Below are 13149 nucleotides of genomic sequence, written 5' to 3' on the forward strand. Positions count from 1 at the left end.
AATGATTACCCTGTATCTGGCTTCCGGCTCGCCCCGCCGGCGCGAGCTGCTTACGCAGCTTGGGCTGCAGTTTGAGCGTCTGTTAACCCATACCGAAGAGCAGCGTCAGCCCGACGAAGCGGCTGAACATTACGTTCGCCGACTGGCGGCGGATAAAGCCCGCGCCGGTGTCGCTATGGCGCCCCGGGATCTGCCGGTACTGGGCGCGGACACGATTGTGGTGCTGAATGGTGACGTACTGGAAAAACCGCGTGATGCAGAACACGCCGCAGAGATGCTGGCAAGGCTCTCCGGACAGACGCATCAGGTGATGACCGCGATAGCGCTGGCTGACAGCGAGACGCTGCTGGATTGCCTGGTGCTTACCGATGTGACCTTCCGCAACGTGACCGCTGATGAAATCGCGCACTATATCGCCAGTGGCGAACCGATGGATAAGGCGGGCGCCTATGGCATTCAGGGTCTGGGCGGTAATTTCGTGCGCACGATTAATGGCAGCTACTACGCCGTAGTGGGACTACCGCTGGTGGAAACCACAGAGCTGCTGAGCCATTTTCAGTCGCTGCGTGCATTAAGGGGACAGAATGACGGCTGAACTGCTGGTAAATGTGACACCTTCGGAAACGCGCGTTGCCTATATTGATGGCGGCATTTTGCAGGAAATTCATATTGAGCGCGAAGCGCGACGCGGCATTGTTGGCAACATCTACAAAGGCCGGGTCAGCCGCGTGCTGCCGGGTATGCAGGCCGCCTTTGTCGATATTGGCATGGATAAAGCCGCCTTTCTGCACGCCTCCGACATCATGCCGCACACCGAGTGTGTTGCCGGCGATGAAAAGAAAAATTTTGTTGTACGCGACATCGCCGAGCTGGTACGCCAGGGGCAGGATCTGATGGTGCAGGTAGTGAAAGATCCGCTCGGCACCAAGGGCGCACGCCTGACCACCGATATCACGCTGCCGTCCCGCTATCTGGTTTTTATGCCCGGCGCATCACACGTGGGTGTTTCACAGCGTATTGAAAGTGAGGCGGAGCGCGAACGGCTGAAAGCGGTGGTGGCTGCCTACTGTGACGATCTGGGCGGTTTTATTATTCGTACCGCTGCGGAAGGCATCGGCGCAGAAGAGCTGGCGCAGGATGCGGCGTTTCTCAAACGCCTGTGGACCAAAGTCAGCGAGCGCAAAAAGCGTAACCAGACGCGCTGCCTGCTCTATGGCGAACTGGCGCTGGCGCAGCGTGTGCTGCGCGATTTTGCCGGCGCCGCGCTGGATCGCATTCGCGTCGATTCGCGTCTGACCTGCGATCTGCTGGTGGAATTTACCAGCGAATATATTCCTGAAATGGCGGGCAAAATAGAGCATTACAGCGGCAAGCAGCCTATTTTCGATCTCTATGATGTAGAAAATGAGATTCAGCGTTCGCTGGAGCGCAAGGTCGAGCTTAAATCGGGTGGCTACCTGATTATCGATCAGACGGAGGCGATGACCACGGTAGATATCAACACCGGAGCGTTTGTTGGCCACCGTAACCTGGATGAAACCATATTTAATACGAATATCGAAGCGACGCAGGCTATTGCCCGTCAGCTGCGGTTACGTAACCTCGGCGGTATTATCATTATCGACTTTATCGACATGAGTAATGACGATCACCGCCGTCGCGTGCTGCATTCGCTGGAGAGTGCGCTGAGTAAAGATCGGGTCAAAACCGGGATCCATGGCTTTTCAGCGCTGGGCCTGGTGGAGATGACCCGTAAAAGAACGCGTGAAAGCATTGAGCATGTGCTCTGTGCCGACTGCCCGGTGTGTAAAGGACGCGGCTCGCTGAAAACCGTAGAGACCGTCTGCTATGAAATCATGCGTGAAATTGTACGCGTGCATCACGCCTATGACTCCGACCGCTTTCTGGTTTACGTCTCGCCGGCGGTAGGCGAGGCGCTGAAAACAGATGAGTCGCATGCGCTGGCCGAAGTCGAAATCTTTGTCGGCAAACAGGTCAAAGTTCAGGTTGAACCGCTCTATACTCAGGAGCAGTTTGACGTCGTCATGATGTAAGGCCTGCGGCCAGACGTTATTATCCAGTGACCAGCAAGGAGAGATGTGTGAGGCGGTTGCCAGGGATTTTGTTACTGCTGATCGCCACAGTGATTGTCATTGTGGCGCTGCTGGTGAGCGGGCTGCGTCTGGTGATGCCGCATCTCAACAGCTATCGCAGCGACATTCTGCAGACGGTTTCACGCATCAGCGGCGTCAACGCAGACGCCAGCGAACTGCAGGGAACGTGGCAGAATTTTGGCCCGACGCTGCAGGTACGCGATCTGCGCATTGATATGAAGCAGGATGGCGAACTGCACATTGGCCGCGTCACTCTTGCGCTGGATGTCTGGCAGTCGCTGCTGCACTGGCGCTGGCAGTTCCGCGATCTCACCTTCTGGCAGCTGCGTCTGGCGACGGAGCGGCCGCTGTTTACCCGCGACAGCGATACCACCAGCATCAAGCCTGCTCAGATTAACGACCTCTTCCTGCGCCAGTTCGATCACTTCGATTTGCGCGACAGCACTATCCGCTTTCTGACGCCTTCAGGCCAGCATGCCGAGCTGGCGATACCGCGCCTTACCTGGCTGAATGAAGCCAGCCGGCATCGCGCTGAAGGCGAGGTCAGCCTCAGCAGCTTTACCGGCCAGCATGGCGTGGTGCAGGTCAGGCTGGATTTAAAGGATACCCGTGGCCTGCTGAACGACGGTCGCATCTGGATGCAGGCAGACGATGTGGATGTGCGTCCCTGGATTGGCCGCTGGCTGCGTGATAACACCAGTCTGGAGAGCGCGCGTATCAGCCTGGCGGCGTGGGCCAGCCTGCGCGATGGCGAACTCTATGCGGGCGATGTGCTGATCAAACAGGGTGGGGCGCGCTGGCGCGGCGAGCAGCGCGACCATCAGCTGCAGATTGACGGACTGACCGCACACCTGGCGCGCTTCCGCGACGGCTGGAGCCTGAATATACCGCAGACCCGGCTCAGCACCGATGGCGTGGCCTGGGCGCCCGGCCGGATTGCGCTGCTGTGGCAGCCTGAAGATAAAGCGGCAGCGGAGATCCGCGTGCGCGCTACCCGGCTGGACCTGCAGCGGTTTGCGCCGCTGGTGCCGCTGATTGGCCCGCTCTCGCCGACGCTGCTGGATACCTGGCGTGCGCTGCAGCCGCGCGGTTATATCGATACGCTGGCACTGGATATTCCACTGGCGCAGCCGGAACAGACGCGACTGCAGGCGACGTGGCGCGATCTGGCATGGCATAACTGGAAGCTGCTGCCGGGCATCAGCAATCTCAGCGGGCGCGCCAGCGGCAGCGTCAGCAATGGTCAGGTTTATCTCAGCATGGGGCAGGCTGAAGTGCCCTATGGTGATATGTTCCAGGCGCCGCTGGATATTCATCAGCTGAGTGGCCAGCTGAGCTGGCTGCGCGACCGTCACGGCCTGACGCTGGCCGGACATCAGCTGGATGTGCAGGCGCGGTCGCTCTGGGCGCGCGGAGATTTCCGCTATCAGCAAAACAGTGACGCTGCACCACGGCTCGATATTCTGGCCGGCATCCGCGTAACCGACGCGGGTGATGCCTGGCGCTATCTGCCGGAACCGCTGATGGGGCATAACCTGACGCACTACCTGAGCGAAGCGATAAAAGGCGGGGAGACCGATAACGCCACGCTGCTGTTCGCCGGCGATCCGCGCCTGTTCCCGTTTAAGCATAACGACGGCATGTTTGAAGTTAAAGTGCCGCTGCGCAATGCCGCGTTTCGCTTTCAGCCGGGCTGGCCGGCCCTGCAGGATCTGGATATCGATCTCGATTTTGTGAATGACGGCCTGTGGATGCGCGCCGATAACGCGCGCCTGGGCAAGGTCGAAGCGCGTAACGTCACGGCCGTTATTCCGGATTATCTTAAAGAGAAACTGCTGATCGCCGGCGATCTGAGCGGGCAGGGGGCGGATATCGGCGCCTACTTTAATGAGACGCCGCTGAAATCGTCGCTCGGCGCGGCGCTGCAGCAGCTGCAGGTTGGGGGCAACGTCAAAAGCACGCTCAACCTGGAGATCCCGCTGGATGGCGAACAGGTACACGCCAGCGGCAACGTGGTGATGAATAACAACACGCTGCATATTAAACCGCTGAAGAGCACGCTGACGCAGCTGACAGGGCGTTTCCGCTATAACAACGGCAACCTTGAAAGCGAAGAGATGCAGGCAAACTGGTTTGGTCAGCCGCTGGGCGTGACCTTCAGCACGCAGGAGAATCCGCAGGATTTTGGCGTTAACGTCCACCTGCTGGGCGACTGGCAGCCCGCGCGTCTCAGCGTGATGCCAGCGGCGGTAGCGCGTCAGCTCAGCGGTTCACTCGCCTGGCAGGGCGATGTGGCTATTACGCTGCCGCATAGCGGAGGTGCGAACTACAGCGTCGATCTCAGAGGCGATGGCAAAGCAGTAAGCAGTCACTTACCTGCGCCGCTGACCAAATCTGCCGGTGAGGCGCTGCCGGTAACGGTTAAGGCTAAAGGCGATCTGAACGGCTTTATGCTCAGCGGCAGCGTAGGCGAGATGCACCGCTTTAACAGCCGCTGGCTGCTGGAGCCGCAGCTGCGCGTCGAACGCGGCATCTGGCAGAACCAGACCACGGCAACGCCTGCGCTCCCGGCGCAGCGCGGTATGGTATTAAACCTGCCGCCGCTGGATGGGGAAGCCTGGCTCGGTGTACTGGCCGGAGCGGGCGGCAGCGGAGAGGGCGCCACGCAGGTGGGTGGGGTCGGCCTGCCGGGCGATGTCACGCTGCATACGCCAGCCCTGACGCTGGGCGGGCAGCAGTGGCACGATCTCAGCGCCACTCTGCTGCAGGGCGCGGGCGGTGATGCGCAGCTGAAGCTGGAGAGTCGTGAAGCGCGCGGCACGCTGACAACAGCGCAGCGTGCACCGTGGCGCATCAATCTGAACTACCTTTATTACAACCCGCAATGGAAAGAGACCGGCAGCAAACAGGCGTCATCACCGTTCAGCGGCGACAGCGGGATCGATTTCAGCCAGTGGCCTGCGCTGCAGCTTAACTGCGATGAGTGCTGGCTGCGCGGACAGAAGTTCGGACAGATGGCTGCGACGCTGACGCCGCGCGGAGAGACGTTAGCACTCACTAACGGAATTGTGGACAGCGGCAGCGCCCGGCTCAGCATCAGTGGCGAATGGGTTAACTCGCCGGGCAATCCGCGCACCTCGCTGAAGGGACGCCTGAGCGGCAGCAATATCAATGACGCCACTAACTGGTTCGGTATGAACACGCCGCTGCGCGACGCGCCGTTTAACGTGGATTATGACCTGCACTGGCGCGCCGCGCCCTGGCAGCCTGCTGAGGCGTCGCTGAGCGGCACGCTGAAAACGCACTTTGGCAAAGGAGAGATTGCCGACGTTAATACCGGACGGGCAGGACAGCTGCTGCGTCTGGTAAGTTTTGATGCGCTGCTGCGCAAGCTGCGTCTGGATTTCAGCGATACCTTCAGCGATGGCTTCTATTTTGATTCAATCAACGGCACCGCCTGGATCGAAAACGGCGTTATGCGCACCGATAACCTGCTGGTAGATGGGCTGGAGGCGGATATCGCGATGCAGGGCCGGATCGATCTGGTACAGCGGAAAATTGATATGGAAGCGGTTGTGGCGCCGGAGATCTCCGCGTCGGTCGGTGTGGCAACGGCGTTTGCAATCAATCCGGTGGTTGGGGCCGCCGTTTTTGCCGCCAGCAAGGTACTGGGACCGCTCTGGAACAAGATTTCCCTGCTGCGCTATCACATCAGTGGCCCGCTGGATAAACCGGAAATCAGTGAAGTGCTGCGCAAAGCGCGCGACGCCGGCAGCAAGTGAATTTGACGCCGTCGGGGAATTGCCGCAGGCTATGACTATCTGAGCACATAATGAGTGAGAAACGATGACTCTGAATCTGGTAAGTGAGCAGTTACTAGCTGCGAACAGCATTAATCAGCAGGACCTCCATTCCCTGTTAGGGCAGCTTTCAGAACGTCGTCTGGATTATGCCGATCTCTATTTTCAGTCCAGCTTCCATGAATCCTGGGTGCTGGAAGATAAAATTATTAAAGATGGCTCCTACCATATCGATCAGGGCGTTGGCGTACGTGCCGTAAGCGGTGAAAAAACCGGCTTCGCTTATGCAGACCAGATCACCCTGAATGCGCTACGGCAGTCTTCGGAAGCCGCGCGCAGTATCGTACGCGAGCAGGGCAATGGCACCGCACATACGCTGCAGGCAGTAATGCAACGTTCGCTCTATGCGCCGGTTAACCCGCTCGACAGCCTGACGCGCGAAGATAAAATCGCCCTGCTGCATCGCGTAGACCGCGTGGCGCGCGCGGCCGATCCGCGCGTACAGGAGGTCAATGCCAGCCTGAGCGGCGTTTATGAACAGGTGCTGGTTGCGGCAACCGATGGGACGCTGGCAGCCGATATTCGTCCGCTGGTGCGTCTGTCAATCAGCGTGCAGGTGGAAGATCAGGGCAAGCGCGAGCGCGGCTCAAGCGGCGGCGGCGCGCGTACCGGCTATGAATTTTTCCTCGCCGATGAGAGCGGTGACGTCCGGGCTGACGCCTGGGCGCGCGAAGCGGTGCGTATGGCGCTGGTTAACCTCTCTGCAGTTGCAGCCCCAGCTGGCGCGCTGCCGGTCGTGCTGGGCGCTGGCTGGCCGGGTGTGCTGCTGCACGAAGCGGTAGGACATGGCCTTGAGGGCGACTTTAACCGTCGTGAAACGTCGGTATTCAGCGGCAAGATGGGGCAGCTGGTTGCTTCGGAACTCTGCACCGTGGTGGATGATGGCACGCTGGAGGGGCTGCGTGGCTCGCTGGCGGTGGATGATGAGGGCGTTCCGGGTCAGTACAACATGCTGATCGAAAATGGCGTCCTGAAGGGCTATATCCAGGATAAGCTTAACGCCCGCCTGATGGGTGTGCCGCCAACCGGTAACGGCCGGCGCGAATCGTATGCGCATCTGCCGATGCCGCGCATGACTAATACCTACATGCTGGCGGGCAAGTCCACGCCGCAGGAGATCATCGAAAGCGTGGAATATGGCCTCTATGCGCCTAACTTTGGCGGTGGTCAGGTCGATATCACCTCGGGCAAATTTGTCTTCTCTACCTCAGAGGCGTATCTGATTGAGAAGGGTAAAGTTACCCGGCCGGTCAAAGGCGCTACGCTGATTGGCTCCGGCATTGAAGCGATGCAGCAAATCTCAATGGTCGGTAACGATCTGGCGCTGGATAAAGGCGTCGGCGTATGCGGTAAAGAGGGACAGAGCGTCCCGGTTGGCGTGGGCCAGCCGACGCTGAAGCTGGACAAAATCACCGTAGGCGGCACCGCCTGAGGTGCTGAACCTCTGTCACTATAAGGGCTGCCTGCGGGCAGCCTTTTTTGTGGCTGCGTCAGCTATAAATGCCTCCGATTCAGCCACTTTGGCAAAAACAGACATCGTGCTAAGTCGTGCGATTATTTATTCGGATTAAAAAGTGATTTATGTCACGATTTGTAGAAAACATATAGTCAGGCACGTTATTATACGCGCGCTGGGTTTATGCACTGCATTCCGTTACGGACCAGACAGGCTGATGATACGCTATGATTAGCGCAGGGCGGCCTGAAGGTTACTGCCATTTTTCTGCTGCCTGCTTAACCATTCCCGGTGCGGCACAGCGTGGGGGTAAAAGCGGTGCGATCCCGGCAAGGTCGAACTAAGGAACCGAAATGAGTGTGCTTCCGGTATTTGTCGTATTCGGGCTATCTTTCCCGCCCATCTTCATTGAACTACTGGTTTCGCTGGCGCTGTTCTGGCTGGTGAAACGTGTGCTGACGCCAAGCGGGATCTACGATCTGGTCTGGCATCCGGCCCTGTTTAACACGGCCCTGTATTGCTGTGTGTTTTATCTTGTATCCCGTCTATTCATCTGAGGTTTTAAGTGAAAGCGCTCATAAGAAAAATCGCGCGTTACGCGATTACGCTCCTGCTGGTTATCATCGCCGTCGTGATTGTCTTCCGCGCCTGGGTGTTCTACACCGAATCCCCGTGGACACGCGATGCTAAATTCTCTGCGGATGTGGTGGCTATCGCACCTGATGTCACCGGTCTGATCACCGACGTGCCGGTACATGATAACCAGCTGGTGAAAAAGGGCGATACGCTGTTTATCGTCGACCGGCCGCGCTATCAGAAAGCGCTGGCGCAGGCGCAGGCAGACGTGGACTACTATCAGGCGCTGGTGAGTGAAAAACGCCGCGAGGCGGGACGCCGTAATCAGCTCGGTACCAGCGCGATGTCGCGTGAGGCGATTGAACAGGCTAACAGCGATCTGCAGACCAGTGAACATCAGCTGGCGAAATCGATCGCTACCCGCGATCTGGCGGTTATCGATCTCGACCGTACCACGATCAAAGCCCCCTCTGATGGCTGGGTGACCAACCTCAATGTCTATGAGGGTGAGTTCATTACGCGCGGCTCCGTGGCGGTCGCGCTGGTACAGCAGCACTCTTTCTACGTGCTGGCTTATATGGAAGAGACCAAACTCAGCGGCGTGCGTCCGGGCTTTCGCGCTGAAGTCACGCCGCTGGGCAGCAATACCGTGTTACGCGGCACGGTGGACAGCGTGGCTGCCGGGGTGACCAACAGCAGCAGCAGCATTGATAATAAAGGTATGGCAACGGTGGACTCTAATCTGGAGTGGGTGCGCCTGGCGCAGCGCGTGCCGGTGCGTATCCGTCTTGATGCCCAGCCTGGCAACCGCTTCCCGGCAGGCACAACCGCGACCGTGGTGATCACCGGTGAGCAGGATCGGCAGACCAACGCCTCGCCGCTGGCACAATTCTTCAATCGCCTGCGTGAGTTTGGTTAAGCGGGGGCGTGATGATTGAGTTTTTGCGTTTCCCGATCAAGCTGACGTTTGCGCTGGTGGCCGCGCTGATGATTGGCTTTCACTTTCATCTGGAAACGCCGCGCTGGGCGGTGATGACGGCCGGTATTGTCGCTGGCGGTACCGCCTTTGCTGCCGGCGGCGATCCCTACTCCGGCGCGCTGCGCTATCGCGGCGTGTTGCGCATCATCGGCACCTTTATCGGCTGTATCGCTGCGCTGACTATCATGATCACCACCGTGCGTGCGCCGGTCGTGATGTTGCTGCTGTGCTGCATGTGGGCCGGTTTCTGCGTCTGGCTCTCTTCGCTGATCAAAGTCGAAAACTCCTATGCGCTTGGGCTGGCAGGCTACACGGCACTGATTATCGTCGTAACCGCTGACGCAACCGGCGGGCTGACGCTCGCCCCCCAGTTTGCCGTTGAGCGCTGCAGCGAAATTGTGCTCGGGATCCTCTGTGCGATTCTGGCAGATATGCTGTTTTCACCGCGCTCCATTAAAAAAGTGATTGATGCCGAAGTGGATGCGCTGCTGGTGGCACACTATAAACTGCTGCAGCTCTGCGTTGCGCATGAAGATAAAGATGAGGTGGATAAAGCCTGGAGCGCGCTGGTACGCCGCACCACTGCCCTGAACGGCATGCGCAGCCAGCTGATGATGGAGTCGTCTCGCTGGCAGAACAGCAGTCGCCGGCTGAAGATGCTTAATACGCTGTCGCTGACGCTGATTACGCAGGCCGCTGAGACGTTTCTTATCCAGAACTCCCGGCCCGACTATATTCCGCCGCAGTTCCGGCTGCTGCTGGAAAAAGAGGCAAACAGCGCCGGTGAGGTGCATAAGCGCATGAAAGTGCTGCGTCGCGTTATCAGCGACAGCAGCAAAACGGTTCCGGTCACGCTGGCGAGCTGGACCGGAGCAGCGACTGAATATCTGCTGCTGATCAAAGGGATTAAATGCAACAGCCGTATCAGCGCCCTTGAAGAGAACATCCTGCAGCGGGAGATTATCGTTCAGGCCCGTTCGGCTGAAACTCACCATGCGATGATCAACGGTATTCGCACCTTTGTCGCCACCGCGCTGGGGGCCCTGTTCTGGCTCTATACCGGCTGGACCTCCGGCAGCGGCTGCATGGTCATGCTGGGGGTGATCACCGCACTGGCGATGCGCATGCCCAATCCGCTGATGATGGCCAAAGATTTCTTTTACGGTATGGCGGTCGCCGTGCCGCTCGGGTTGTTCTACTTCACCTGGGTTCTGCCTGCCACGCAGCAGAGTGCGCTGCTGCTTTGCATCGCCATCGGCCTGCTCGGCTTTGTCGGCGGTATCTTTGTGCAGCGGCGGCAGATTGGCACGCTGGGCGCGCTGATCGGCACAATCAATGTGCTGGTGCTGGATAACCCGATGAAGTTTGAATTCAACGTGTTTCTGGATAACGCGCTGGGGCAGTGGATCGGCAGCTTTGTCGCCATGATGGTGATTTTGCTGATTCGCGATAAATCCAAAGCTCGTACCGGCCGCAAACTGCTGAATCGCCTGATGTATGCTGCTGTTGCAGCGCTGACGACGAATCAGGCCCGGCGCCGGGAAAACCATCTGCCGGCGCTTTATCAGCAGCTTTTTCTGCTGCTCAATCTGTTTCCGGGCGATATCGATAAATACCGTATCGCCCTGACGCTGATTATTGGTCATCAGCGGCTGCGTAATGCAGAAGTGCCGGTCAATGCGGAGCTCTCCGCTTATCACCGGCAGCTGCGACACACCGCGGATCGGGTTATCTCAGCCAGCAGCGATGATAAGCGACGCGACGCGTTCAAAACGCTGTTGCAGGAGCTGGCTGGCTATCAGGAGAAGCTGGCGCATTATAGTGCCCCTGCCAGCGTCACGGAGCCGGTCGCCCGCCTGACGCAGATGCTGGACAAATATCAGAACACCCTCATCCAGATTTAAGCCTGCCGCCCCGGGCGGCGGCGGGTTTATGCCACGCTGACACAAATCGGCTGCGCGTTGCCATCTATACTTTCCTGACGGATGCATACTGACAGGAGAATACTGATGTCCGCTTCTTTGCAGCAACATGAACTCTTCAAAACCGGCTTCTTCGCTGCGGGTCAATGGCATGCCGCCTCCGCGACGTTTGACGTAACCAATCCGGCGACCGGCGAGGTGATTGCCCGCGTCGCCAAAGCGGGTAAAGCGGAAACCGAACAGGCGATCGCTGCCGCGCAGCGCGCTTTCCCCGGCTGGCGGGATAAAACGGCCAAAGAGCGATCCGGGATCCTGATGCGCTGGTATCAGCTGATCGTGGAAAACAAACGCTGGCTTGCAGAGCTGATGACCGCCGAGCAGGGTAAGCCGGTCAAAGAGGCGGAAGGCGAAGTAGAGTATGCCGCGAGCTTTATTCAGTGGTTTGCAGAAGAGGCAAAGCGCGCTAACGGCGAGATTATTCCGCCCGCTAAACCCGGCTCGCGTATTCTGGCCACGCGTGAACCGGTTGGCGTGGTCGCGGCGATTACCCCCTGGAATTTCCCGATGGCGATGCTGACTCGTAAGCTTGGGCCGGCGCTGGCCGCAGGCTGCACCGGGATTATTAAACCGGCGAACAATACACCGCTCAGCGCCTTTGCCCTGATAGCCCTGGCGCAGCAGGCTGGCGTGCCGGACGGCGTGCTCAATGCCGTCGCGGGCGATACCCAGGCGATCAGCGACGCTATCATGGCCTCACGCGCGGTGCGCAAAATCTCGTTTACCGGTTCCACTGCCGTGGGCAAAACGCTGATGCGCAATGCGGCTGAGACGATGAAAAAGGTCTCCATGGAGCTGGGCGGCAACGCGCCATATATCGTCTTTGAAGATGCGGATATTGACGCTGCGGTACAGGGTGCGATTGCCAATAAATTCCGCAATGCCGGTCAGGTCTGCGTGAGCGTGAATCGTTTTTATATCCATGAGCAGATTTACGATCGCTTTGTTACGCAGCTGGCAGAAGCGGTTAAGCAGCTCAAAGTCGGGAACGGTATGGATGAAGGCGTAATCGTCGGGCCGCTGATCGCTGCCTCCGCGCTGGAAAAAGTTGAAGAGCATGTGCAGGATGCGGTGCGTAAAGGTGGCCGAATTGTCACCGGTGGCGAACGGCATGCGCTGGGCGGCAATTTCTGGCAGCCCACGGTTATTGCCGGGGCGCAGGAGAGCATGATGCTGGCGCAGGAGGAGACATTTGGTCCGGTTGCGGCCTGCTTCCGCTTCAGCAGTGAAGAGGAGGTAATCGGGCGGGCGAATGATACCGAATATGGTCTGGCTGCCTACTTCTATACGCAGAATCTGCAGCGGGTGTTCCGCGTCGCTGCCGCGCTGGAAGCGGGGATGATCGGTATTAATGAGTGCGCGGTCTCTACTGAGGTGGCGCCGTTTGGCGGGATTAAAGAATCAGGTCTGGGACGCGAAGGCTCAGTGCTGGGTATTGAAGAGTACCTGGAAGTCAAAGCGCTGCATCTGGGCGGTCTCTCTTAGCAGGAGGATACAGCATGCGAACCGAGCGTTTCGATTTTGATGAAATCGTCGATCAGGCCCACTTCTACAGTCAGTTTGGCGAGCGTTTTATGCTGAACGAGGCCGCTATTCGCGATCCGGACGATCTCTGGCGGGTGATGACCGGTGAACAGCTTCCGCTGCCGCTGGAAATTGTCTTCGTTAATCTGGGGAGAGGGCAGAAACGCCGGTATAGCGCACTGATCCTGCTATTTGAAAAGGCAGAAGAGGAGCTGGAGGGCCAGCTCCGCTTTACCGCTCAGTAATACAACCCAAAAAGGGCCCCGCAAAGCGGGGCCAAAGGGTTCGTCAGGGGTGACGAGGAATTACTTATAAAGTTCGGCGGTCACATGATAGCTGTCGCCGGTACGCGCTTCGATGACGCGGTAAGCACTGGCGCCCTGCGCATCAGCTTTCTGAGAAAGCTGTTCGCGATAATCCATTGGTGAACCGCCGGTACCGCTGATTGAGATGGTGCTGCCAGCAGGCTGCAAATTTTGTGCTGATTCACTGGTAACCAGTTGAGCCGCAGAGGCGCCAAAGGCAAACAGAGAGAGCAGGCCAGCCGTTGCAAGAGTTGTTTTGATTTTCATGATGTATCTCCTCGTTAGCATCAACAACCTGCAGCTACACCAGAGTAAGCGGGTCGTCGATTAGCATCGGCGTTGTATCACGCCGGTTG

10 protein-coding genes are annotated in these 13149 nt (G+C 58.5%); 9 read left to right on the forward strand and 1 reads right to left on the reverse strand.

Going from position 1 to position 13149, the window contains the following annotated elements; translation table 11 throughout:
* The first annotated feature begins 1 nt into the window (after position 1).
* From F3J39_RS08890 to F3J39_RS08930, 9 genes are all read left to right on the forward strand, one after another.
* A complete protein-coding gene (locus F3J39_RS08890) occupies positions 2–595 on the forward strand; it encodes a Maf family protein (RefSeq protein ID WP_039380695.1) in 594 nt (197 codons plus the stop codon).
* Positions 585–2054: a ribonuclease G gene (gene rng, locus F3J39_RS08895; protein WP_071669165.1), complete on the forward strand. Its 1470-nt coding sequence runs from the start codon at positions 585–587 to the stop codon at positions 2052–2054. The genes F3J39_RS08890 and rng overlap by 11 nt, the downstream gene beginning before the upstream one ends.
* Before the next feature lie 47 nt (positions 2055–2101).
* Positions 2102–5896 carry an AsmA2 domain-containing protein YhdP gene (gene yhdP / locus F3J39_RS08900; protein WP_166714089.1) on the forward strand — a complete coding sequence of 1265 codons (3795 nt, stop codon included), beginning with the start codon at positions 2102–2104 and terminating at the stop codon, positions 5894–5896.
* Between the two features lie 64 nt (positions 5897–5960).
* Entirely contained in the window at positions 5961–7406 is a 1446-nt protein-coding gene (gene tldD / locus F3J39_RS08905; protein ID WP_039380688.1) for a metalloprotease TldD, read from the forward strand.
* Between the two features lie 377 nt (positions 7407–7783).
* Positions 7784–7987, forward strand: a complete 204-nt coding sequence (aaeX, locus tag F3J39_RS08910) for a p-hydroxybenzoic acid efflux pump operon protein AaeX (protein WP_065648072.1) — start codon at positions 7784–7786, stop codon at positions 7985–7987.
* Positions 7988–7995: 8 nt separating this feature from the next.
* Complete coding sequence (aaeA, locus tag F3J39_RS08915) at positions 7996–8925, forward strand: p-hydroxybenzoic acid efflux pump subunit AaeA (RefSeq protein WP_039380683.1); 930 nt, start codon at positions 7996–7998, stop codon at positions 8923–8925.
* Positions 8926–8936: 11 nt separating this feature from the next.
* Complete coding sequence (aaeB, locus tag F3J39_RS08920; RefSeq protein ID WP_094111847.1) at positions 8937–10889, forward strand: p-hydroxybenzoic acid efflux pump subunit AaeB; 1953 nt, start codon at positions 8937–8939, stop codon at positions 10887–10889.
* A 105-nt stretch (positions 10890–10994) separates the two neighbouring features.
* Positions 10995–12449: an NAD-dependent succinate-semialdehyde dehydrogenase gene (locus tag F3J39_RS08925; RefSeq protein ID WP_104085375.1), complete on the forward strand. Its 1455-nt coding sequence runs from the start codon at positions 10995–10997 to the stop codon at positions 12447–12449.
* A gap of 14 nt (positions 12450–12463) precedes the next feature.
* Entirely contained in the window at positions 12464–12733 is a 270-nt protein-coding gene (locus tag F3J39_RS08930; protein ID WP_094111849.1) for a hypothetical protein, read from the forward strand.
* A gap of 60 nt (positions 12734–12793) precedes the next feature.
* Here the strand turns inward: F3J39_RS08930 and yhcN are convergent, their stop codons facing one another.
* Positions 12794–13060 carry a peroxide/acid stress response protein YhcN gene (yhcN, locus tag F3J39_RS08935; protein ID WP_039380672.1) on the reverse strand — a complete coding sequence of 89 codons (267 nt, stop codon included), beginning with the start codon at positions 13058–13060 and terminating at the stop codon, positions 12794–12796.
* Between the last annotated feature and the right edge of the window lie 89 nt (positions 13061–13149).

Source organism: Pantoea sp. Acro-807 (genome assembly GCF_011752675.1).
GTDB classification, from domain to species: Bacteria; Pseudomonadota; Gammaproteobacteria; order Enterobacterales; family Enterobacteriaceae; genus Pantoea; species Pantoea eucrina.